This window comes from Cloacibacterium sp. (genome assembly GCF_047601505.1).
GTDB lineage: Bacteria > Bacteroidota > Bacteroidia > Flavobacteriales > Weeksellaceae > Cloacibacterium.
Genome location: NZ_JASGJD010000001.1, coordinates 3337424 through 3361606, shown reverse-complemented (window position 1 = coordinate 3361606; position 24183 = coordinate 3337424). Strand labels below are relative to the sequence as shown.

The following is a 24183-nucleotide window of genomic DNA, read 5'->3' as shown; positions in this document are numbered from 1 at the left end:
TTATATTTCAAAAAAAATAATCAATGCGTTTTCACTCAATGCTTCAAATTCCAGTTCGGTTATTTCCCAAAGAATTATGGCATCTCTGTTTTCTAATAATCTGTTCTGAATCTCAAAAGCACCATTTAAAACCATTGCAAAAATTTTATTTTGATGATTTTCTAAGTGAAATTGAATTTCTTCTCTTCCATCAAAAATTCCAATATAATTAGGCGTTTTTAGATGATTTGAAATTTTTGAAAGAGCATTTCTAAGTACATTAATTTCAGAAAAATTTTCGAAAGTAAGTTCTTTTTCGTCTTTTATTTCAATAATTGAATAATTAGATGCTGTATCTAATAGATTTTTTATAGTAATACTTTTGTTTTCAGATGGTTTTATACTAAAAACTTCGTTTGCAGAAACAATTTTTTCGTTGATTTTAATTAATCCGTAAAGAGGGATGATAAGCGTAATATAATTGGGCTTAATTTCAATTTCTGTGAGGGAGAATTCTTTTAATAAAAATTCTTGAACTTTTAAATTTTTTTCACTAATAATTTCGCAATGTTGTAGGTTTTCAGAAGAATACCATTTTCTAAAATCATTTTTAAAAATAATAGAAGGGGTTTGTATTAACATTTTTATTGTTTTTTTAATTTAATTTTTGCCACAACAGAACTTAGTTATGGCAAAAATTGATATGAAAAATTATACTAACCAGCTACTTTTATAGTGTGTGTTAAAATATAACCAGCACTAACACTTCCCGAAATACTACTCATTTCGTTAGACGTTCCATCTGAAAAAACATTATCATTTGCATTGTAAGTATAGCCACTCATTCCTTTACTATAACCGTAAGAAGTAGCACTGTTTACGGCTACAACTGCGCTGTCGCTTCCTTCGGGAAATGCAATTTGCGTTACCAATAAAGAAGTTCCATCAGATTTATAAATATGAACATGAATGTGCGTTGCTCTACTTTGATACCATCCTGGGAAAATAGAAGTAAAAGATACCAAACCATTAGAATCTGTAGTTTGTCTTCCTCTCAAAAAATGATTAGAAGTATAATCTGTAGATTGCATACTTGTGCCTCCGTACTCAGAATAATTTCCGTCTTTGTCACAATGCCAAATGTCTACCAATGCACCTTGTAGCACAGCACAAGAATTGTTGGTATTTTGAATAGTAATATTAATCGTAAAGGCAACACCTGTTCTATCTCCAATAATATTTGTTCTAACCAATGATGAAGGAGATTTTGTAGGGAAAGGACCTTCCGTTTCAGAATTGGTAACACTACAGGTTCCTGAAGAAGAGCTGCCGCCGCTGCCGCTGCCACCGCTGCCACTACTAGAAGATGATGAGCTAGAAGATGAAGAAGTTTGTTCGTCTCCATCTGACCTACAATGAGCCAAAATAGGAGCTGCAGCTACCGTTACTCCAGCTAAACCTAGATTTTTTAAAAAATCTTTTCTGTTGATAGATTTCATATTTTTCCACTTTTTTGATTTACAGTTTCAAAGGTAATTTCTCAAAAAAGAGTAGCGAAAAAAATGAGGTAAAGACAAAAAATGTGTAGGTGAAAATAATTATTGTCGTAATTTATGTACTTCTTCTTTGTACTTTTCGCCAATAGGAATAATGTAATCTTCTATTTTTATAGATTTGTTTACAATACTTTTAATATGGTTAATAGAAACCAAATAAGACCTGTGAACTCTTACAAAATGACTCGCAGGAAGCTTATCTTGAATGTTTTTAAGAGTAAGTCTTGTGGTAATTTTAGATTGGTCTTTCAGATGAATTTTAATATAATCATCCAAAGCTTCTACAAAAAGAATATCGTGATAATTTATTTTGTGAAGCTTATAATCTGCTCTTATAAAAAGGGTTTCAGAAGAAGGAGCTTTTAGATTTTCTTTAATTTTTTCAAGAGCTTTTAAAAATCTTTCGAAGGAGAAAGGCTTTACCAAATAATCTATTGCATTTACTTCGAAAGCATCTACCGCATAATCTGGATAAGCTGTAGTAAAAATTACTTTGGTGTTTTGATGTATGCTTTTATAAAAATCTAGACCATTTTTTTGAGGCATTTGTATATCTAAAAAAATTAAATCTACAGGATATTTATTAAGATGTTTCAGCGCTTCGCTTTGTTTGGTGTACGTTTTTTCTAGTGTAATATAATCTACCTCATTACAGAAGTTTTCTATAATTTTCAAAGCAAATGGCTCGTCGTCTAATGCAATGGCGGTAATCATTTTTTTTTAATTTCTAACGAATTTCAGAATGTTTTATTTCTAAAGAATGTTAAATTATATTGTTTTTTGCAATTCTAAATTCATCTTTAAATCAACAATGTATTCAGAATTGGTTTGTTGAATGTTAATTGAATGCTTCTTTTGATAGATTTCATTCAATCTCTCTAAAGTGTTTTTGATACCAATTTTGGTAGACATTTCTTTAGGTACAGATTTGTTTACAATTCTATTAAAAACCCTCAAATGAAGCACTTGGTTTTCTGTAGAAATTTCTATTTGAATTACAGAATTTGCTTCCGGATTAAAACCATATTTGAAAGCATTTTCTATAAAATTTACTAAAATCATTGGTGCAATTACTAGATTTTCTGTTTTTATATCTTTTTTGAAAGAAAAATTCAAACTGTCATCTGTTCTCACCAATTGAAGAGCTATATAATCTTCTAAATAAGCTATTTCTTCTTTTATCTTCACAAAATCTTTGCTAGATTTATCTACAACATACCTCATTACATTAGATAATTTCAAGATACTATCTGGCGTTCTATCAGATTTTAGGATAGACATAGAGTAGATGTTATTAAGAATATTAAACAAAAAATGTGGCTGAAGTTGGTATTTTAAACTCAATAGTTCAGCTTTGTTTTTTTGCATTTCTATTTCTCTTTTTTTGATGAAAATAAACAAATAAGAAGAACATAATAAAGAAAAACCAAATGGCAATAAGCCTCTCATAAAATTAAAAACGAATGAGTTTTCTCTCATTTCGGGAGGTCTGTTTATTTCAAATGAAGGAGGATTTCTACTATTTTTGAAATTGGGTCTCATTTCTGGTCCAAAATCAGGTTGCATTTTTGGTGCTATTTCAGATTTTTGAGGAATATCAATTAGTAAATTTGATAAAGAAGCAATGGTAATGTAGCATAAAAGAATAGAAAAGCCGAATATTAGATATTTCTTTGTGTTGAATAATTTTGGCATTAAAATGAAGAAATTCACATAGAAAAAAATAATAAGCAACACCATTTCTAGAAAACTTCTCTGGAACATTGGTACAGAAAGCATCTTGAAACTGCTGTCAAAATCTGGCGAAGTAAGTACAGGAATGGTTAAAAATAACAAAACCAGAATAGTATGAATAAGAATTTTTTTCATTAATCTTTATAGTATGTGATTTTCAAAAATAAAGATAATAAAATTTTCCTTTATCAAATCCTTTCCAATTCATTACCATCAATCTGCGTCTTAAAAAGTCCGTAATTTACGGTTACTTTTCCGTTTTTGTGGATGGTTTCTATGGTGCCAATTGATGTAGAACCTGCAATTCTTACACGTTGCCCAACCTTCATCCAAACGGCACGTTCTTTTTGCGTTTTTTCTTCCAATTTTTGGTTGGTTTCTGCAATCTGGACTTGTATATTTTCTTTTTTGAGTTGTTGTTCTACCTTTCTTTTGGTTACTTTCAGTTTGTCAGATTCAGTTTTGTCTGAACCTAATTTTCTAAATTTCTCTTGCTCCAGAATTTTTACAAAATCTTTTACAATGTCTTTTCTAGATTTTCCTCTCAAATAACCATCAATAAAGGTTTCTATCTTGTTCCCGAATTGTAATTTTCGATGTTCTTCTTCGTACAATTTTTGGAAATTATAGAGCTTTTGTTGCAATTGTTCGTTCAGTTTTTGAAGATTTTCTCGCTTATCTTCTACAGATTCTTTTTGTTCGGCGAGATTGGTTTTTAGCTTTTCTACTTCAAATTTTTCTTGCTGAAGTTTTACAATGGTTTTATCTAAGTTTACTACATCTTTTTCTACTTTTTCACGGGCATTTCTGATGATAAATCTCGGAATTTTATTCTTTTCTGCCACTTCAAAAGTAAAAGAACTTCCTGCTTGTCCTACTTCTAATTTATACAAAGGTTCCAAAGAATGTTCATCAAAAAGCATTGCAGCATTCGTTGCATTTGGCAATTGTTCTACCACCAATTTTATGTTGGTATAATGCGTGGTGATAATGGCAAAAGATTTTTTTTCGTAGAAAAATTCCAGAAAACTTTCTGCTAAAGCGCCACCTAATTCTGGGTCTGAACCTGTACCAAATTCATCAATCAAAAGTAAGGTGTTATCATCTGCTTCTCGTATAATTCCAGACATTTTTTTGAGACGAGAACTGTATGTAGAAAGGTGATTTTCAATAGATTGGTTGTCGCCAATGTCGGTTCTTATTTTATTGAAAAAGAACATTTCAGATTTCGGATGAACGGGCACTAAAATCCCACTTTGAATCATCAATTGAAGCAAACCAACAGTTTTTAAAGTGATAGATTTTCCACCAGCATTCGGTCCAGAAATACAAAGAATTCGGTTGTGCTCTGTCAAAGTTAAAGTTTGGGGATAAATTTCCTTGTTTTCGGCTTTATTTTTCAGCAAAAGCAAAGGATGAAAAGCATTTACCAATCTCATCGTTTTATGTCGATTGATTTTTGGCAAAACTCCGTTTACTTGTTCAGCAAATTTGGCTTTGGCTCTTGTAATGTCCAAATCGAAAATATACGTTTGATATTCTTCTAATTCTGGAGCAAAAATGGCAATTTCTGCGGTTAATTTTCTAAGAATTTTATCAATTTCCTTTTTTTCTTCTTCTTCGGCTTCTTTCAGTTTGAATTGATGTCTAGCAACACTTTCTGGCTGAATATACGTGATAGAACCTGTTTTAGAAACGCCCAAAACTCTTCCCGGAACTCTTTTTTTGAAGCTAGATTTTACAGCGAGAACTCTTTGGTCATCAATTACCGTTTCTCTAATTTCATCTAAAAAATCTGTAGAAGAAAGATGAGAAAGCGTTTTGCTAAAATTCTCCTGAATGTGTTTTTTAGCGTGCTGAATTTCGGTTCTTAATGTTTTCAAAACGGTGGAAGCTTCAGATTTTACTTCTCCAAATCTGTTGAAAACTTTGTCTATTTTTTCTACAATTTCTTTTTTAAATTCTAATTTCTGAACTTCTTCCAACAAAATTGGGAAGGTTTCAGAAAATGCAGGAAAGAATTTTTGCAGTTTCCCAATTTGTTCTGTTATGTTTTTAATTCGAATAAAAGCAGTATTATCTAACCTGAAATTTTCGATGTGCATTACCTTCAATTCTGCTTCTAAGTCTTCGTATTCGCTGAAAGGAATAGCGTTAGAACTCTCAAAACTCGTAAGGAATTCAGACGTTTTTTTTAATGAAATTTCTGCTTCATCAATTTTTAAAAGTTTAAGATGAAGGATTTTATCGGCTACTTTCGGCGAAAAAGCAAAAGGAGAAATCTCCGCAAGCAGTTTCGGGAACTCTAATTCTTGTAAATTTTCTTTGGTAACTTGCACGGTGCAAAGATAGTGTAAAGTCGTTGAATTGTAAAGATGTAAAATCGTTTCAATGATTTTTGTAAGTTTGAATAAATAAATTTTATGAAAAAACTAATGACAATTTTCACGGTTTTAAGTTTAATTTCTTGTAAAAAGGAAGTTTCAAAAACTGAAATTATAAAAGAAAAAGTACCAGAAATCAAAGTTTGGGTAAGTAAAAATCAAAAGTTTTTAGACAAATTTAAAACTGTAGATTTTGATACGCTTAAAGTTTATTCTGGAGAAGAAATTTATAATGAAAATTTCGAATTTTTCGGTAAAAAAATAGATAGTTGCGATGTGAAATTATTTCCAGAAAAATATGATGTTTTTGAGAGTGGTAAAATAGAAACGTATGCAATTTATAAGTTCAATGTAGATGAAAATAATTTAGGTTTAATTGCTAGAACTCCATCAGAATATTGGCCAACATCTTTAAAATTTTTTGTTTACAATAAAAGCCAAGAAAAAATTATAAATTTTATAGAAATTGCTGAAAGTTGGGGAGATGCAGGAGATGTTCTCACCAAAAAATCTTGGATTTATAAAGATAAAAATAATCAATTGAATTGCTTTCTTTGGAGGTATTATGCGCATGATGATAGCATGGACGTAGATAATGAAACACCAAGTTTTATGGAAAATCATTATTTTCTTTTACAATTCAATAATGGAAAATTTGACACGATTAGTAAAAATAATAAACAATTAGAAAAACAATTTGCTAAAATTATTAAGAAAGAAAATCTGAAATAACTTTAACAGATTGCTTCGTCATTCGTTCCTCATTCCTTGCAAAGACAATGCAACTTTACGAATTAACAATTAAACAATTTTACAACAAATCATGACTTGGACAGAAATCCTTTCCCCAATAAAAAACACAGAATATTTTGAAACGCTTTGGCAAAAAGTAAAATATGAATATGCTGCGAATAAATGTTTTCCTCCGAAAGAACAAATTTTCCGAGCGATAGAACTCACGCCTTTTGAGGACGTTGAAGTTGTAATTATTGGTCAAGACCCTTATCATAACGATTTTCAGGCAAATGGTTTGTGTTTTTCTGTTTCAGACCAAGTAAAAGCTCCGCCTTCGCTCAAAAATATTTTTACCGAATTGAAAGACGATTTAGGAATCGAAAAAACGAGTAATGAACTGGATTCTTGGGCAAAACAAGGTGTTTTATTGCTCAATGCAACGCTTACGGTTCGTGCTCACGAACCGAATTCTCACAAAGATTTGGGTTGGGAAAAATTCACAGATTTTATCATCAAAGAAATTTCTGAGAAAAAAGAAAATGTAGTTTTTGTTCTTTGGGGCGCTTTTGCACAAAAAAAAGCTTCGCTTATAGATGAAACGAAGCATTTTATCATTCAATCTGCTCATCCTTCTCCGTTTTCGGTGTACAGAGGTTTCTACGGAAGCAGACCTTTTTCTAAAATTAACGATTATTTGAAATTAAAAGGCAAAAAACCGATTGATTGGTAAATGTTTCTAAAAATTTCTGCACCTTGCGTGAGCGATGGTAGTGGAAATCCTTTTTAAAATTTTTTGTGATGGCAACCCTTTTTGCGTTTTGAACGCAGAAAGGGTTTAAGCTCTGGGAAAAATTTTAAAAAGATTGTAACGGACAGCGCGGTTTTTTTGTGTTGGGATAAGCTTTGGCAAAAAACACGGCCAAAATATTATTCTATTTTTAAATCAACTACATATTTTCCTTTTAAATCGTCAAAACCTACATCGGTAGAATTGGAAGGGTAAATATTCGTTAACGTAATTTTTTTGCCTCCAAAAACAAAAGAATTTTTATTCTCTTGAGTAGAAATGGTAAATTTTCTTGGTCTGGAATGCAAACTCATTACTTCTATTTCTACAGTTGCAAATCCCGCAGTAATGCAGCGCGCATTCATAGGACATCTGCTGTCTTCGATGGTTTTAACAAAAGTGATGTTTAACTTATTTTCTTCCGAAAAAATATTTTGTTTTTCTACCAATCTTATTGTTCCATTTTCTGGTTTTTCAGTTGGATAAGTACTATTTACTATTTCAGATTTTGTAATAGGCATTTTTAGATTTTCAGATTTTTTTTGAGAAGCACATTGTGTGAAAATAAGTGCCGAAACTGCAAGAAAAAATATTTTAGATTTCATCATTATTTATTTTAAAAATATATCTATTAGAACTACCAAAAACATTGCCAAACCTACCAAAAGGTTAAAACCTGTACCGTAAACAAATCCTAAAAAAGCTCCTTTTGTAGCGTTAAATGCTTTTTTTCTGTCTTTTCTATCATGGATGAGTTCTCCTAAGAAAACACCAAGCAACATCCCTATTATAAAACCAATTGGCGGAAAAAATAATCCGATAATGGTTCCTAAAAACCCTCCGATTTTACCATATCTGCTTCCTCCGTATTTAGCTGTAGTTTTGATGGGAATGGTATAATTAAGAATTAATGAAACCAAAGTTAAAATTCCAAAAATAATAACATAAATAATAGAAAATTCTGGATTCCCGAAGAATTTGTATAATAAAATTCCTGCAAAACTAAGCAACAAACCTGGCAAAATAGGCAGAATTGTTCCTGCAATACCCACAGCAATAAGCAATAAAGAAATAAATGCGAAAAAAGCTTGCTCCATTATTTGTATAAAAATTTGTATAAAATTAATAAATAAACGCAATTGCCAATCATATTTTCTATTTTTGTAGGAAAATTATAGCTAAATGGGATTTTTTAAAAGTTGGAGCGACAAAATAAGTATTTGGGTAACTCAATACATTACAGACGACTTGTATTTACCATTTGCCATTGGTGCAAAACTTTTGTTTTTGGTTCTTACTTTTTTGGTGGTAGATTTTATTTCTATTCTTTTTTGGAAATATTTTTCTAAAATTTTAGTGAAGATTTTAGGAAGTAAAAGTATCTTAAAAGAAATATATAAACAGAAAGCTTGGCGTTCTCTGGCTCATTTTTTCTCTTTATTATTTTGTTTTTTTATCTACGAAGAGATTTTTGGACCAAGACATCCTAGAACCAATATTTATACAGAAAGGATGATTATTTTTGGGCAAGTAATGGTTTTTGCAGTGTTAGTTTACCGATTGATAAAAGCGGTAGAGACTTATTATGAACAAAACCAAGATAGGTATAGAATTACAGCAATTAAAGCGATTTCAGAGTCGCTAAGGATTTTCGGGATTGTAATTTTTTCGCTTATTGGGATTTTTGTAATTTTTGGTATTGGTTTGCAAACCGTGATTGGTGTTTTAGGAGCTGTTACAGCTGTTGTTTTATTGGTTTTTAGAGATACTATTTTAGGATTTGTAACGGGGATACACGTTTCTACTTCTAAAAATTTAAAAATTGGCGATTGGATAGGAATTCCGAAATATAATATTGAAGGTAATATTCAGGATATTAATCTTTTAACTACCAAAATTCAAAATTTTGATAAAACTATTTCTACAATTCCTACTTATGATTTGCTTTCTACGGAAATTAGAAATCATCAAATTATGTACGAAGGAAGCAGTAGAAGAATAAAACGTTCTATCTATTTTAATATCAAATCTTTCAAATTTGTTGACGAAGAATTTTATAATAAAGTAAAAGACATCAATCTTATTTCAGAATATTTAGACCGAAAACTGAGAGAAATTGCAGAATCTAAAAAAGGAATTCCGCATTCTGAACGTTTAATTAATGGTCAACAATTAACAAATATTGGACTTTTTAGAAATTACGTTCTTAATTTTCTGAAAAATAATCCTAAAATAGACCAAGACGAAATTGTATTGGTTCGTCAGTTAGAGATTACACCGCAAGGTTTGCCTTTAGAAATCTATTGTTTTGCCAACAAAGCAGAATTGGTAGATTACGAGAGAATTCAAGCAGATATTTTTGACCATATTCTTACGGCAGCTAAAGATTTTGACCTAGAAGTAATGCAAGTAAATAAAGTATAATTTTGTTGATAGTTATTGGTTGTCAGTTGATGAAAAAATAAATTGACATCCAAAGAATCAGCCAACAACTATCAACTATCAACTATCAACTATCAACTATATAATGACAAAATTATCAGTAAACATCAATAAAATTGCAACGATTAGAAATGCAAGAGGAGCAGACACACCAAGTGTAACAGAAGCAGCAATTAAAATTCAAGAGTTTGGCGGACAAGGGATTACCATTCATCCAAGACCAGACGAAAGACACATCACCAGAAAAGATGTGTACGATTTGAAACCTTTGGTTTACACAGAATTTAATATTGAAGGAAATCCTCACCGTCCGTTTATAGATATGGTTTTAGAAGTAAAACCAGAGCAAGTAACGCTGGTTCCAGATGCAGATGACGCCATCACTTCTAACCAAGGTTGGGATTGTGAAAAAAATCTAGATTTCTTAAAATCTGTAATTGCAGAATTTAAAAACGCAGGAATTAGAACCTCTATTTTCCTAGACCCAAATCCTGAAATGGTGAAATTTGCCGCAGAAACAGGTACAGACAGAATAGAACTTTACACCGAAGGTTATGCCAGAAATTATGCTTCGACTTCGCTCAGCATGACAAAAGAATTGGCTATAAAACCTTACTACGAAACGGCTCTAGAAGCTGCAAAATATGGTTTAGGAATTAATGCAGGGCACGATTTGAGTCTCGACAATCTGAAATATTTTGCAGATAATATCCCGAATTTGTTGGAAGTTTCTATTGGTCACGCTCTGATTTCTGAAGCGTTGTATTTGGGTTTAGAAAACACGATTCAAGCTTATTTGAAAAGGTTGGCAAAGTGGTAATTTAATTGAAAATAATTTACGGATGGAAGATAAATTATACACTATTAAAGTTTGGTTAACAACTTTAATTTTGTCGCCAATACTTTTTAATTTATTAACATTTTTAAAAATTAAAACTTTTGATCCAGATTCAATTTTATTAATTTTTTTTATGTTTGGATATTCATTGATTTATTCTTTACCATCATTTTTAATTTATCATTTAAGTTTTTTAAAATTAAAGTCTAAACTTAATGAAAAAAGCAAATTTATTCTTATAATCTTATCAATTATTTTAATGATAATTAATGTAAGACTAGTTTTTGGAAATAATTCTTATAACAGTAATGGAAATTTTAGTGGTATAACATTTTCAGTTATTTATTGTATTTCAATAATAATTTCTTCTTATTATTTTAAAATACATAAAACAAATCAATGGGAATGAATTTTATTTTGGGGATTAGCCGAAAATTTTAATTTTAAAATCAGCGAGAAAAAAATGAACATATTACACTCAAAAATATACGGACAAGAGAAAAACGGAACACCTCTTCTCGTTTTTCACGGACTTTTCGGGATGTTGGATAACTGGGGAAGTTTCGGGAAAGAATTCGGAGAATTGTTTCCAACTCATATTCTGGATTTAAGAAATCACGGGAAAAGTTTTCATTCAGACGAAATGAATCATCAAGTTTTGGCAGAAGATATTCTCAATTATATGAATTTTCATGGCATCGAAAAAGCCAATCTTCTTGGGCATTCTCTCGGCGGAAAAGCAGTGATGACTTTCGCAATCTCTTTTCCTGAAAAAGTTGAAAAACTCATCGTGGTAGATATTGCTCCAAAAGCGTATCCTCCACATCATCAAGGAATTATTAAAGCGCTTCAATCTGTTAATTTTAACGAAGTAAATTCCAGACAAGAGGTAGAGGAAGTTCTTCAACAGTACATTCCAGAGAAATCTGTGATTCAGTTTTTAACTAAAAATTTGTATTGGACGGAAGATAAAAAGCTCAATTGGCGTTTTAATTTGACAACTTTATCAGAAAAATACACAGAATTTGTTTCGAATGCTATAAAATTTGGAAAATTTGAAGGTGAAACGTTATTTATAGCTGGTGCAAAATCCAATTATATTCTTCCACAAGATGGTTTGTTGCTTCGTCAGCAATTTCCTAAATATCAATTAATTACTATTGATAATGCAGGGCATTGGGTTCAAGCCGAAAACCCGAAAGATTTTAATGAAGCAGTGAAAAATTTCTTGTCAAAAAGTGAATTTTAAACTTAAATAATTAACCGTATTTTTGTAAAAATCATCTAACATCTAACATCCAACAAAAAGAATGATTCTCGTTACAGGCGCCACAGGAATTCTCGGAAGAGTTATCGTTTTAGAATTGTTAAAACGTGGTAAAACGGTTCGCGCAACCAAAAGAAAATCTAGCAATCTGGAAGAAGTGAAAAACTCTTTCCGATTTTACACCGAAAATCCTAACGAATATTTTGAAAAAATCAATTGGATTGATGTAGATTTTGACAATCTTAACTCTCTTGAAAAAGCTTTAGAAGGCGTAGAAGAAGTTTACCATTGTGCTGCAAAAGTGAGTTTTCATCCAAATGATGAGAAAAAAATGTATCACACCAATATTGAAGGAACTACACAACTTTTGTACGCTTGCGAAAATTCTTCGGTTAAGAAATTCCTTTTTGTGAGTTCTATTGCGGTTCTAGATGGATTCAATGAAAACGGAGAATTAGACGAAAGTTCAGATTTTAATCCTAAAATAGACCATTCTGCTTATGCTATTTCGAAACATTTTGCAGAAATGGAAGTTTGGCGAGCTTCGGCTGAAGGTTTAAATACCGTAATTGTGAATCCTGGTTTAATCATCGGTTCTGGAAATTGGAACGAAAGCAGCGGAACTTTATTCAAAGAATTGGGAGAAAATAATTATACTTTTTCGGGAGGAACTTCTTATGTAGATGTGAGAGATGTTGCCAAAATTTCGGTAGAATTGATGGGAAAAAACATTTTCGCAGAAAGATTTATCTTAATTTCCGAAAACAAAAAGTATGAAGAAATTGCGAATTCTATCAAACAAAAACTAGGAAAACCAGCAGTTAAAATTGTTCCAAATAATTTATTAAAAGTAGCAGTTTTCTTGAATTCAATTTTAGGTTGGCTTATTTCTCCGCTCAAAATGGCAAATAAAGTGAATGCGAAATCAGTAACAGAATTCAATAAAATTTCCAACCAAAAAATAAAAGAAAAGCTTAATTATGAATTCATTTCTGTAGAAGAAAGTTTGGCTTTTCATGTAGAAAATTATATAAAATCAAATAAATAATTCCTCGCAATAATAGCGCAATGAAAAATCTTTGCGTTTAAACAAAAATTATGGAAAATCAATTTTTAGGAAATCAAAATTTCAATATATCCAATCAAGTGGTTTCGGCAATTTGTCCGTCTAATATTGCTTTAATTAAATATTGGGGGAAATATGCCAATCAAATGCCTGCAAATCCTAGTATTTCTTATACTTTGAATCATTGCAATACCCAAACTTCAATGGAGTTTTTGGCAAATGAACCGTTTTCTGTTCAAACTTTTTTGGCTGGAAATGAAGAACTGATATTCGCAGAAAAAATTGATAAATATTTCAAAAATATAGTACAATATTTGCCTTGGATTCTCAAAGGAAAATACATTATCAAGACTGAAAATACATTTCCTCACAGTTCAGGAATTGCAAGTTCGGCTTCAGGTTTTGGAGCTATTGCAAGTTGTTTGATGAATCTAGACCAAATTTTTTCTACTGACAACCATCAACCATCAACCATTAACCAAAAGGCTTCTTTTTTAGCACGTTTAGGAAGCGGAAGCGCTTGTAGAAGTTTGTATAATGGACTTGTGGTTTGGGGAAAAACGGATGAAGTAGAAGGAAGTTCAGATTTATTTGCGGTGAAATATCCTGATGAAGAAATTCACCCAATTTTTAAGAATTTTAACGATTGGGTTTTGCTTATTCATGAAGGTCAAAAAACGGTGAGTTCTACTGTTGGTCATGGTTTAATGAATACAAATCCTTATGCCGAAAGACGTTTCCAAGAAGCGAGAGAGAATTTTGTTCCTCTTAAAGAAATTCTGAAAACAGGAAATTTAGAAAAATTCATCACGTTGGTAGAACACGAAGCTTTAACGCTTCATGCCATGATGATGATGAGCGAACCAGCCTTTATTTTGATGAAAACGGGGACAATGGAAGTTATCAATAAACTTTGGAAATTCCGTGAAGAAAAGGGCAATCCTTTGTTTTTTACCTTAGACGCTGGCGCAAATGTACACTTGCTTTTCCCAGAAAACGAAAGCTCTGAAACTATTAAAAATTTTATAGAAACCGAATTATTGCAACACACCCAAAAAGGAGGAGTGGTGAAAGATGTGATGAGGTTTTAAAAAGTTGGAAGTCAGAAGTCAGAAGTCAAGAGTTTTAAAATTAATCAAAAAGTTTGTCATAGACTTCGTAGAATTTTCAATTTCCATAGGAATCTAAATTTTAATGTTATGAAAATTAGGTTAAAATCAGTTTTGATATTTATTATTGTATTGATAATAATATTTTTTCTAATTTATTTAATTAAAAATTTTTCCTTAGGAGTTCGGGGAGAGAATAGAAAGATTATTTGGTAATTATTTATTAAAATAAACTCAATCTATTTCTTACCTTACATCAATTCATTCGCTGCTCAGAAGTTGTATTTTTGAATAAAAATTTAGAATATGAAAAAATTTGAAATAGGAGTTGGGATGTTCGGCGATTTGGCTTTCGATAAGGAAACAGGGAAATTTGCTGATGCTCAACAAAAATTACAACAAATTTTAGCCGAAATAAAATTAGCCGACGAATTAGGAATTGATGTTTTTGCTTTGGGCGAACATCACCGTCCAGATTACGTGGTTTCGTCTCCAGAAATGGTGCTTTCTGCAGCTGCTTCAATTACAAAAAATATCAAATTGATGAGTGCTGTTACGGTGTTAAGTTCAGCAGAACCTGTAAAAGTGTATCAAGATTTTTCTACTTTGGATTTAATTTCTGGCGGAAGAGCCGAAATTGGTGTCGGAAGAGGAAGTTTTATAGAATCTTTTCCGCTTTTTGGTTACAATTTGAATGATTATCACGAACTTTTCGAAGAAAAATTAGATTTATTACTCAAAATAAATTCTCAAGAAAACGTAACTTGGAAAGGAAATCTTAGAGTTCCAATGGAAAATCAAACGGTATATCCTAGAGCTACTAGCAATGGTAAATTACCTGTTTGGATTGCAGTTGGCGGAACTCCAGAATCTGTTCTTAGAGCTGCCAGATTAGGTTTGCCTTTGGTGGTCGCGATTATTGGCGGTTTACCAAAACAATTTAAACCTTTAATTGCTTATTACAAACAAGAATATTTGAAAAACGGACACAATCCAGCCGAAATGCAAATCGGAATTCATTCTCACACTTTGGTAAGCGAAGATCCTGAAGTTATTGATGCTTATTTTGAAAATTATGCGGCTCAAATGAACCGAATTGGCAGCACAAGAGGTTGGTCGCCTTATACCAAAATGCAATATGAAGGCGGTAGAAGCAAAGATGGAGCTTTGTTTATCGGGAATTCTGGTGAAGTGGCAGCAAAAATAAATGACGTAAAAGAAATGTTTGGTTTAACAAGATATATTGCTCACATGGATGTTGGCGCTCCTAACCATGATGTGATGATGAAAAGTATTGAGTTATTCGGGACTAAAGTTGCAGAAAAAGTAAGATAAAAAATGAAAATTCACCACATTGCCATCATTTGTTCAGATTATCAAATTTCTAAAAATTTCTACACTGAGATTTTAGGTTTGAATATCATTCGAGAAGTTTATAGAGAAGAAAGAAAGTCTTATAAACTAGATTTGGCAATTGGTGATGATTACGTAATAGAACTTTTTTCGTTTCCAAATCCTCCGAAAAGACCCTCCAGACCAGAAAGTTGTGGTTTGCGACATTTGGCTTTTGCGGTAGAAAATGTAGAGGAAAAACGTACAGAATTATTACAAAAAGGACTCAATTGTGAAGAAATTAGAATAGATGAATTTACCAATAAAAAATTCTTTTTCACAGCAGACCCAGATGATTTGCCTTTAGAATTTTATGAAATGTAACTTTTAGATTTCAAAATGTACTTATTGATAAATATTGATATGAAAACATTTTTATTTCTATTGATTTCAACTTTTTCTTTTGCTCAAGATGTATCTGAAAAAGAAGTTGTAAAACCTATCGAAAGTCTTTTTAAAGCAATGAAATCTGCAGATTCTCTTGGGGTTAAAAACGCTTTTTCTAGTTCAGCAATTATGCAAACTTTTGGCAAAAACAACGAAATAAAAACCGAAAAAGTAGAAGGTTTTGCTAAACAAGTTGGTGCTGCCAAAGTTGGTGATTTAGACGAAAGATTTACCATTTCTAAAATTTTGGTTGATGGAAATATGGCTTCGGTTTGGGTTCCATATCAATTTTATTACAAGGGAAATTTCTCGCATTGCGGTGTTAATAGCTTTCAATTGACGAAATTGAACAACGAATGGAAAATTCAATACATTATTGATACCAGACGAAAAGAGAATTGCATAAAATAAAATCGGACGAAAGTTCGATTTTTTTATTTTCAAGAAAATTGCCAACTGCAAAACTTATTTATATTTTTGCACAGAAATAAATCAAAAAAAATGAAAATCGGTATTCTTGGTGGTGGACAACTTGGCAGAATGTTCATTCAAAATGCATTAAATTATGACGACGAATTCTGTGTGCTAGATCCTCAAAAAGACTGTTCTTGTGCTCACATTTCGCATTTTACGTTAGGAAGTTTTAATAATTACGACGATGTTTTGTCTTTCGGACAAGACAAAGATGTAGTTTCCATAGAAATAGAACACGTAAATGTAGATGCGCTTTTTGAGTTAGAAAAACAAGGAAAAAAAGTAATTCCAAGCGCTGAAATCATCAAAACTATTCAACAAAAAATTCTTCAAAAAGAATTTTACAAAAATAACAATATTCCAAGTCCAGATTTTGAAATAATGGACGGAAGTTCAGATGAAATTAAAATCGATTTTCCTTTTGTTCAAAAGCTAAATACTGGCGGTTACGATGGAAAAGGCGTGCAAATCATCAGAAATGCTGAAGATTTAAAAAATCTTTGGACAGAAGATTCGGTGTTAGAAAATTTAGTAGATATCGACAAAGAACTTTCTATCATTATCACTAAAAACGAAAATGGCGAAACCAAAACTTTTCCTGTAACAGAAATGGTTGCCGATGAAAAACTGAATTTGTTGGATTTCAATATTTGTCCTGCGGATATTTCATCAGAAGTTCAATCTCAAATTGAGGTAATTGCAGATAAATTCATCAAAGCTGCCAATTCTGCTGGACTTTTCGCCATAGAATTATTCCTTGATAAAAAAGGAAAAGTTTGGGTAAACGAAACGGCGCCAAGATTGCACAATTCTGGTCATCAAACGCAAGAAGGAAACGCCAACTCTCAATTTGAACAATTTTACAGAGTTTTGAAAAATGTTCCTTTGGCAGATACAGATGCTTTTGTATTTTCGGGAATGCTGAATTTAGTCGGCGAAGAAAATTATACAGGAAAAGTAAAATATGAAGGTTTAGAAGAAGTTTTAAAATTGCCAAAAACCTATGTTCACCTCTATGGAAAAACCGAAACAAAACCTGGTAGAAAAATGGGACATATCAATGTTTTGGCAAATTCCAGAGAAGAACTTTTAGAAAAACTCAATCACATAAAAACTTTGGTAAAAGTAATTTCGGTATAAATTGTTGTATTTTTATAAAAATTTATAATCTAAAATCTAAAATTTTTAAAAATGGTAGGAATAATTATGGGCAGCCAAAGCGATTTGCCAATTATGCAACAAGCAGCAGATTTTCTTAAATCTCTAGAAATTCCTTATGAATTAATTGTGGTTTCGGCGCACAGAACGCCAGAACGAATGTTCGATTACGCTAAATCTGCAAAAAATAGAGGCATAAAAGTGATTATTGCGGGAGCTGGAGGAGCTGCGCATTTGCCAGGAATGGTAGCGAGTTGTACTACTTTGCCAGTGATTGGAGTTCCAATTTTGAGCAGTAATTCTATTGATGGTTGGGATTCTGTTTTGTCTATTTTGCAAATGCCTTCTGGGATTCCCGTGGCTACAGTTGCTCTTAATGGAGCTACCAATGCTGGAATTTTAGCTGCTAAAATTTTAGGAAGTTCAAACGAAGAAATTTCTACAAAATTAGAAATCTATCAACTGAGTTTAAAAGAAAAGGTACTTTCTAATATTGAAGAAATTAAAAAAACGCACCCGAATTCTTACGACTAACATGTCATTGCGAGGAATGTAACGCAGTGAAATAACGAAGTAATCTGTTTTCGTTATTCTGAGCAAAGTCGAAGATAGAAGCAACACGTTTTCGTTTCTTTACACTTGCAGTCCTGCTTTTCGTTACAATCTTTTTTGGTGGCTTCGGCTACGCTCAGCCTCCAAAAAAGGATTTTCACTGCAATCAGGGCTAAATTTCACTTTTCATACTTTTTTTGAAAAGTGAGATTTAAATTTATATTATTGTTAAGTATTGTGTTTAGCTAAACTATAAATATTCATTAAAAAAGAAATTATATCTATCTTTACTATTTACCAAAAGATGCTGTTTAAAAATAAAATAATTTTCAGATCTAGGTTTATGGGATGTATATAAATTTCTATTTAAGTCAATTTCTATAATAATTATAATAGTATTTATGTCTAATTTATAACATTCATCATAGCTTTGATGATTAATGCTTGGAAATGAATTTTTATATTCTTTATTGTATTTAGGCTTAAAGGTTTTTATTAATGCAGCTTCCGTATAGTTTATTATTTGCTTTTCTGAAATATTTGTTTTTAGAAAATTCATAATTCTTTGTTCTTCGTTTTCATCAGATTCTGTAGAGTTTATTAGTCCATTTATTGATATAATATTTGATTTTTGAAAATTACAAAGCATTAACCAAATATCTGAATCTGGATTTTTTGAAATTGAATCAGAATAAATTTTTTGTAACGTTGAATGCGATTTTAATCTATCAACTGCATCTCTTTTCCCATTTTCATCAAAAGATTGACCGATATACAAAACTTCATAATCTAGTTCATAATCTTCAATTGGTTTTATTCTTTGAATTTCATCTAAAAATGTTCCACAATTATAAGAAAATTTATTTTCATCATTAAAAATTGTGAATTCTGAATAAGGAAAAGAAGAATCAATTTTTATATTTGTTGAATCAAAAGGATTTCTTAAATCAATAATTCTTTTCTCTTTATGATTTTTTAATTGAACGAAAAATTCAAGTGTAATAATTTTTTTAGATATAACTGTTTTTTCTAAATTGAAAGTTACTTTAGGTCTCTTTAGTATAAAATAAATGTTGAAATTTGGTAGGATTCTATTTTTCTTTAACTTTTCAAAATTCTCTAATTCAGTCTGTTGTAAGATGAAATATTCATCTAGACTCATTGTTATTAAGCCTTCAGTTGAGAATTTATATGTAGAATCATGATTAAACATTAGAAAAATTTGCTCTTACAAAAATAATTTTAAACCTACTCTAACCACAAAACCGCTCCTTCAAATTCTCTTCGCCAATAGAGTTCGTTGTGTTTTCCGTCTTCGTCTATTTTTAGGAAAATATTTTTGGGTTTTACGTTCTTAGATTTCAGATTTTCAATGATGTTTTTGGTTTGCGCTTCCATGTCTTCATCTTCGTGTTTACCTTGGATGAAGTAATATTTTTGATGTTTAAGATTCACTTTTGAACTCAAAATAAATTCATTCAATTCTTTTGCATTAAACCAAAAAGCAGAAGAAAAAGCCAATACTTTCCCGAAAGTTTCAGGATGTTTTACGGCTGCATACACAGAAATTAATGCTCCAAGAGAACTCCCACCAATTGTGGTAAATTTTCGTTGAGATTTTGTTCTGTAGTTTTTATCAATGTAAGGTTTCAACGTTTCTACGATAAATTTCACGTAATTTTCGCCATTTCCGCCACCATATTTTGCATTTTTATACGGCGAAAGTTCTTCCATTCTTTTTTCTCCGCCATTATCAATTCCAACTACAATCAGAGATTTCCCTGTTTTTTCGAAAATTTTGTTCAGAGTTTCGTCAACTTGCCATTCTCCGGCGTAAGAAGTAGCATCATCAAAAAGGTTTTGTGCATCTTGAAGATACATTACCTCGTATTTTTTATGAGAAGTTTCGTAATCTTTAGGCAAATAAATCCAAATTCTTCTTGTTGTTTTCAACTGTGGAATTTCAAATTTCTCTGAAATGATTTTTACATTTTCAGTAGCCGTGTGCTTTTTTTCCTGAGCAAAAGAAAATATAGCGTAGCAAAAAAGTAGAAGAGAAATTGATTTTTTCATAGGATAAATTTAAAAAAAATATTGATGAGAATTTGATATGCTTAATTTTAGATTTTTAATGTTTTTTGGCGCGAGCGAAGCGAGCTTCGATTGTTTTCAAAGCAGAAAACATATAAGAATTCCCCTTCTTTTAGAAGGGGTGGCAAAATTTTTGAAGAAAATTTTGACGGGGTAGTTTCCAAATAGTGAAAAAATTACTGAACGTGAAAAATAGCCCTGATGGAGCGGTTTGTTTGAGCTCTCCCGAAAAGCCTTGGCTTTTGCGGTGTTTTTGGGAAGCGAGAAGCGACAGCAGGACCGTAAATGAAAAGAAGCAGTGACAAGTTGCTTCTAAAAAAATAAAAATCACTAACTTTACATGCATTAAAAATTTATTGTAATGACTACTAAATACGAACAAATTTCTAGTTCACTTTTTGTAAAAAATCGTAAAAAATTCACCGAAAAAATGCAGCCAAAAGCTTTGGCGATTTTTAATTCTAATGATATTTATCCTGTAAGTTCAGATTCTACTTTGCCCTTTGCACAGCACAGAGATATTTTTTATCTAAGTGGAGTAGATCAAGAAGAGAGCATTCTTCTTATTTTTCCGGATGCTTACAGAGAAGAGCATCGCGAAATTCTTTTCTTGAGAGAAACTAACGAACATATTGCCATTTGGGAAGGTGAAAAATTGACGAAAGAAAAAGCAACAGAAGTTTCTGGTGTTAAAACGGTACTTTGGCTTTCAGATTTTGATAGAATTTTCTACAATCTTATTAACGAAGCAGAAAGTATTTATTTGAATAAAAACGAGCATTATAGAGCTGTATTGGAAGTTCAGACAAGAGAAGACAGATTTATTGAAAGAGTGAAAAAAGAGTTTCCTTTGCACACTATTTTAAGAAGCAATCCTATTCTTCAGCATTTAAGAAGCATCAAAGAACCAGAGGAAATTGAATTAATGCAAAAAGCATGTAATATTACCGAAAAAGGCATCAGAAGATTATTAAGTTTTATAAAACCAGGCGTTTGGGAATATGAAATTGAAGCAGAACTTATTCACGAATTTATAAAAAACAGAAGCAAAGGTTTTGCTTACACTCCAATTATTGCAAGCGGAAATAATGCGAATGTTCTTCACTATATTGCCAATAATATGGAATGTAAAGACGGAGATTTAATTTTGTTGGATGTAGGTGCAGAATATGCCAATTATTCTAGTGATTTAACTAGAACTTTCCCTGTAAACGGAAAATTCACCGAAAGACAAAAGCAAATTTACAAAGCTGTTTTAGACATGAAAAACTTTGCAACTTCTTTGTTGGTTCCGGGTGGTAATTGGTACGATTATCATAAAGAATGTGGCGAATATTATAATTCTCTTTTTGTTGAAATCGGGCTTTTAGACAAAGCAGATGTTCAAAATGAAGATAGAAATTGGCCAGCTTACAAAAAATATATGATGCACGGCACTTCTCATCACATGGGATTAGATACGCACGATTACGGAATTCTTTCTGATAAATTTGTAGAAAATATGGTTTTCACAGTAGAGCCAGGAATTTACATTCCAGAAGAGAAATTTGGTGTAAGAATTGAAGACGATGTGGTGATTCAAAACAATGGGCCTGCATTTAATTTAATGAAAAACATTCCTATTGAAATTGAAGAGATTGAAGAATTAATGAACAGTTAATCATTTCAATTAAATTATAAAAAAAAGTAAGAGAAAATGTACCTCTTACTTTTTTTATGTTTATTTTTTGAAAAATTCCATTAAATCCATATAATTTTTTTGGTTTACGCCGTGCCCAGTCATGTATTCTCTAAAGGTGAAAAAAGCACCCAATTCATACAAGAAATCTGCGGCTTTTCTTCCCCATTTCAAAGGGATTACAGCGTCTTCGTTGCCATGAGATACAAAAAATCTAAGATGCTGAATTTGTTTTTTACCTTTAATATTTTTAAGAATTTTCGGTTCCGGATAAGCACTCAAACAAGCTACTTTGTTGAAAAATTTAGGATAAGTAAGCGTCATAGCATACGTAAGAATTCCGCCTTGTGAAAATCCCATAATATTGGTTTTGGTTTCCAAATTATAGTGATGCTTTAGATTTTCAATAGATTTCATAATTTGTTTCATAGAATCTACTGCTTGGTCTACATCTATAAATTTATCCGCGTTGTTGAAATCTATATCATACCAAGCATAGCCATCATAATCGCTATTATTCGGCGCTCTAAAACTTGCAATAATCCAATCTTCTGGCAAATCATGTCGGAAACTAAATAAATCTTCCTCGTTGCTTCCATAGCCGTGAAGCAATACCAAAAGTTGAGTTTGTGGTGTTATATTTTCGGGTTCTCTAACGATAAATTTTAAATCCATAAAGCAAAGATAATTTTAAAAATTTTTATAAGAAGCAAAATGTTTTGTAAAATCTTTCACGCACAGTCCAGCTTTTCATTACAATCTGTCATTGCGAGCAAAGCGAAGCAATCCCATGTTTTTTGCCCGCAATAACAGGATTTCCATTTCAATCTGGGCTAAAAATTCGCTTCCATTTCTTTTCAAATTACCAATTTGTTGCCAAATAAAAAAAACTGACACAAGGTCATTAAATCCTTTTTTTTGTCATGAATCTTTCATCATTGATTATTAAGTAATTATGTAAAGTTTGTAAATGGTTTTTTATTTTTTGACGAACATTATAATTTTATCACTTCATAAATTAGAAGTTCCTGTAGTACATTTATACAATAGAAATTTTTAAATTGTTAATATTACGGTTATTTAGTTTGTTAATCAACAGTATAACAGTTAAAGTTGTAATTTTGGCTAATATTCTTGTTTTAAAACCCTGAAAGGTTTTAGCATAATTATTTCAAATTTTGAATTGGTCACAAAGTTGTGAAAATAAAGTATCAATTCTCTTTCTGCTTTTCTTAGAATATAAGCTTGTGCTTGATAATCTATTTGATTTTTCCCATGAGAAGTTTATAGTGTAATGTTTTAATAATCAAATAAATAGTTTTTTGTCAATTGGCTTAAAAACACCTTTATTACCTAGGATTACCACATCTTCAAACCTATTTTTCACATCATTCAAATAATGAATATCATAAACAGAGGCAAACTTCTGAAAACTCCTTCTATTGTGCATACAGCATGAAGTTTGTCCCCATAGCAATGACTCTGCTGCGAAGCACAGAATCCTTAATTAGGTGAAGTATTGAAGGTTTATTTACAGATTTTTAGTCTATTTTCTTTTGATATTTTACATATTTCCAAAGGCATACTAGTATGATATTCTCCATCAGAGATAATGGTCTGATATATTTTCTCTCGAATTTTTTCTATAAAAGGGAACAATTTCCTTTTTCTACGGTTATAAAAACTTCTTTCTATTAATGGAGACAAGGATGCGGGCAATTTGTGAAAAGCTCGTGTTCGTTACCTATTCCTAAATATTCTGCTACCAATACTAAAGAAACTACCTCCTTATCTTTAAGTTTTGGTTTTCTTATTTTAGGAAGAAAACTTTTTTCATTTTCAATATTATATTGTTATAAAAATTTTATTCGAAGAGAATACCTCGAGGCTCTGCCTCGGGGTCAATGAGGAAAAGTTTGAAAAACGGATGGTTTTTCATAACACTATGAAAAAGTGTAAATTTGATTAATGGATGACCATATAAATAAAAGACATAATAAAACATTGCTACTGTATCATATCGTTTTTCCTGTGAAATATAGAAATTCTGTTATAACAGATGAAGAAGGACAGGGATTGAGAAATATTTGTCTTGATATTTCTGCCCGCTACGAGATTAATTTTTTTGAAATAGGTTATGAAGAAAACCATGTTCATTTTTTAATTCAGAGTGTTCCTTCGCTTTCAATCAGTGAAATTAGTATGAAAGTAAAAAGTATAACAGCGAAGGAAATATTTAGGAGATTTCCTGAAGTCAAGTTAAAATTATAGGGCGGGAATTTTTGGACAAGTGGTTATTATGCAAATACGGTTGGACAATATGGAAACAAAGATGTTATCAAGAAATACATTGAGAATCAAGGAAAAGAAGTAAAATATCAAAAAGTGTACGATGGACAACTTACACTTTTTGACGACTAATACTTCGGGGCTCTGCCCCGGGGTAGTTTATTGTAACTTGCTTCAAGGTTGTTCATTACATTTAACTAAATGGTAATTAATTAAATATGTTAAATACATCCTTTTTCTATTATTTTACAAATGGACTATGGGG

Annotated in this window: 24 protein-coding genes and 2 pseudogenes; 15 read left to right on the top strand and 11 right to left on the bottom strand. The window is 31.2% G+C overall.

Annotation, left to right across the window (positions count from 1 at the left end):
* From QM746_RS15155 to QM746_RS15135, 5 genes are all read right to left on the bottom strand, one after another.
* On the bottom strand, positions 1–621 hold the full coding sequence (locus tag QM746_RS15155; protein WP_414984987.1) for a hypothetical protein: 621 nt from the start codon (positions 619–621) through the stop codon (positions 1–3).
* A gap of 74 nt (positions 622–695) precedes the next feature.
* Positions 696–1478 carry an intradiol ring-cleavage dioxygenase gene (locus QM746_RS15150; RefSeq protein ID WP_414984986.1) on the bottom strand — a complete coding sequence of 261 codons (783 nt, stop codon included), beginning with the start codon at positions 1476–1478 and terminating at the stop codon, positions 696–698.
* Positions 1479–1577: 99 nt separating this feature from the next.
* The gene (locus QM746_RS15145) at positions 1578–2249 is read right to left on the bottom strand and encodes a LytR/AlgR family response regulator transcription factor (RefSeq protein ID WP_414984985.1); all 672 of its coding nucleotides are present in this window, start codon (positions 2247–2249) and stop codon (positions 1578–1580) included.
* A 54-nt stretch (positions 2250–2303) separates the two neighbouring features.
* The gene (locus QM746_RS15140; protein ID WP_414984984.1) at positions 2304–3404 is read right to left on the bottom strand and encodes a sensor histidine kinase; all 1101 of its coding nucleotides are present in this window, start codon (positions 3402–3404) and stop codon (positions 2304–2306) included.
* A gap of 53 nt (positions 3405–3457) precedes the next feature.
* Complete coding sequence (locus QM746_RS15135; RefSeq protein ID WP_414984983.1) at positions 3458–5608, bottom strand: endonuclease MutS2; 2151 nt, start codon at positions 5606–5608, stop codon at positions 3458–3460.
* A gap of 84 nt (positions 5609–5692) precedes the next feature.
* On the opposite strand from QM746_RS15135, the gene QM746_RS15130 reads away from it, so the two are divergent.
* Together QM746_RS15130 and QM746_RS15125 are read left to right on the top strand one after the other, a co-directional pair.
* Entirely contained in the window at positions 5693–6385 is a 693-nt protein-coding gene (locus QM746_RS15130) for a hypothetical protein (RefSeq protein WP_414984982.1), read from the top strand.
* 91 nt (positions 6386–6476) lie between these two features.
* Complete coding sequence (locus tag QM746_RS15125; RefSeq protein WP_414984981.1) at positions 6477–7118, top strand: uracil-DNA glycosylase; 642 nt, start codon at positions 6477–6479, stop codon at positions 7116–7118.
* A gap of 197 nt (positions 7119–7315) precedes the next feature.
* Here QM746_RS15125 and QM746_RS15120 read toward each other — a convergent pair whose 3' ends face one another.
* Together QM746_RS15120 and QM746_RS15115 are read right to left on the bottom strand one after the other, a co-directional pair.
* On the bottom strand, positions 7316–7780 hold the full coding sequence (locus QM746_RS15120) for a hypothetical protein (RefSeq protein ID WP_414984980.1): 465 nt from the start codon (positions 7778–7780) through the stop codon (positions 7316–7318).
* A 6-nt stretch (positions 7781–7786) separates the two neighbouring features.
* On the bottom strand, positions 7787–8272 hold the full coding sequence (locus QM746_RS15115) for a DUF456 domain-containing protein (RefSeq protein ID WP_414984979.1): 486 nt from the start codon (positions 8270–8272) through the stop codon (positions 7787–7789).
* An 85-nt stretch (positions 8273–8357) separates the two neighbouring features.
* On the opposite strand from QM746_RS15115, the gene QM746_RS15110 reads away from it, so the two are divergent.
* The 11 genes from QM746_RS15110 to purE all read left to right on the top strand — a co-directional run bounded on the left by QM746_RS15110 (position 8358) and on the right by purE (position 17842).
* Positions 8358–9599 carry a mechanosensitive ion channel family protein gene (locus QM746_RS15110; RefSeq protein WP_414984978.1) on the top strand — a complete coding sequence of 414 codons (1242 nt, stop codon included), beginning with the start codon at positions 8358–8360 and terminating at the stop codon, positions 9597–9599.
* 103 nt (positions 9600–9702) lie between these two features.
* Positions 9703–10437, top strand: a complete 735-nt coding sequence (locus tag QM746_RS15105) for a pyridoxine 5'-phosphate synthase (protein ID WP_414984977.1) — start codon at positions 9703–9705, stop codon at positions 10435–10437.
* A gap of 22 nt (positions 10438–10459) precedes the next feature.
* Entirely contained in the window at positions 10460–10864 is a 405-nt protein-coding gene (locus tag QM746_RS15100) for a hypothetical protein (RefSeq protein ID WP_414984976.1), read from the top strand.
* 54 nt (positions 10865–10918) lie between these two features.
* Positions 10919–11704, top strand: coding sequence for an alpha/beta fold hydrolase (locus QM746_RS15095; RefSeq protein ID WP_414984975.1), 786 nt, complete (start codon positions 10919–10921; stop codon positions 11702–11704).
* Between the two features lie 61 nt (positions 11705–11765).
* Entirely contained in the window at positions 11766–12770 is a 1005-nt protein-coding gene (locus tag QM746_RS15090; protein WP_414984974.1) for an NAD-dependent epimerase/dehydratase family protein, read from the top strand.
* A 50-nt stretch (positions 12771–12820) separates the two neighbouring features.
* Positions 12821–13879, top strand: coding sequence for a diphosphomevalonate/mevalonate 3,5-bisphosphate decarboxylase family protein (locus tag QM746_RS15085; protein ID WP_414984973.1), 1059 nt, complete (start codon positions 12821–12823; stop codon positions 13877–13879).
* A gap of 324 nt (positions 13880–14203) precedes the next feature.
* A complete protein-coding gene (locus tag QM746_RS15080) occupies positions 14204–15232 on the top strand; it encodes an LLM class flavin-dependent oxidoreductase (RefSeq protein ID WP_414984972.1) in 1029 nt (342 codons plus the stop codon).
* A 3-nt stretch (positions 15233–15235) separates the two neighbouring features.
* On the top strand, positions 15236–15613 hold the full coding sequence (locus QM746_RS15075; RefSeq protein ID WP_414984971.1) for a VOC family protein: 378 nt from the start codon (positions 15236–15238) through the stop codon (positions 15611–15613).
* Between the two features lie 39 nt (positions 15614–15652).
* On the top strand, positions 15653–16087 hold the full coding sequence (locus QM746_RS15070; protein ID WP_414984970.1) for a nuclear transport factor 2 family protein: 435 nt from the start codon (positions 15653–15655) through the stop codon (positions 16085–16087).
* 90 nt (positions 16088–16177) lie between these two features.
* On the top strand, positions 16178–17290 hold the full coding sequence (locus QM746_RS15065; protein ID WP_414984969.1) for a 5-(carboxyamino)imidazole ribonucleotide synthase: 1113 nt from the start codon (positions 16178–16180) through the stop codon (positions 17288–17290).
* Positions 17291–17341: 51 nt separating this feature from the next.
* A complete protein-coding gene (gene purE, locus QM746_RS15060; RefSeq protein ID WP_414984968.1) occupies positions 17342–17842 on the top strand; it encodes a 5-(carboxyamino)imidazole ribonucleotide mutase in 501 nt (166 codons plus the stop codon).
* A gap of 268 nt (positions 17843–18110) precedes the next feature.
* On the opposite strand, the gene QM746_RS15055 is transcribed toward purE, so the two are convergent.
* Both QM746_RS15055 and QM746_RS15050 read right to left on the bottom strand, forming a co-directional pair.
* The gene (locus QM746_RS15055; protein ID WP_414984967.1) at positions 18111–19022 is read right to left on the bottom strand and encodes a hypothetical protein; all 912 of its coding nucleotides are present in this window, start codon (positions 19020–19022) and stop codon (positions 18111–18113) included.
* An 86-nt stretch (positions 19023–19108) separates the two neighbouring features.
* A complete protein-coding gene (locus tag QM746_RS15050; protein ID WP_414984966.1) occupies positions 19109–19933 on the bottom strand; it encodes an alpha/beta hydrolase in 825 nt (274 codons plus the stop codon).
* Between the two features lie 379 nt (positions 19934–20312).
* Between QM746_RS15050 and QM746_RS15045 the strand changes: the two genes are divergently transcribed.
* Positions 20313–21611, top strand: a complete 1299-nt coding sequence (locus tag QM746_RS15045) for an aminopeptidase P family protein (RefSeq protein ID WP_414984965.1) — start codon at positions 20313–20315, stop codon at positions 21609–21611.
* Between the two features lie 60 nt (positions 21612–21671).
* Here QM746_RS15045 and QM746_RS15040 read toward each other — a convergent pair whose 3' ends face one another.
* Complete coding sequence (locus QM746_RS15040) at positions 21672–22304, bottom strand: alpha/beta hydrolase (RefSeq protein ID WP_414984964.1); 633 nt, start codon at positions 22302–22304, stop codon at positions 21672–21674.
* Positions 22305–22668: 364 nt separating this feature from the next.
* A pseudogene (locus tag QM746_RS15035) lies at positions 22669–23473 on the bottom strand (IS982 family transposase).
* 124 nt (positions 23474–23597) lie between these two features.
* Here QM746_RS15035 and tnpA point away from each other — a divergent pair.
* Positions 23598–24050: pseudogene (gene tnpA, locus QM746_RS15030) on the top strand (IS200/IS605 family transposase).
* Positions 24051–24183 lie beyond the last annotated feature (133 nt).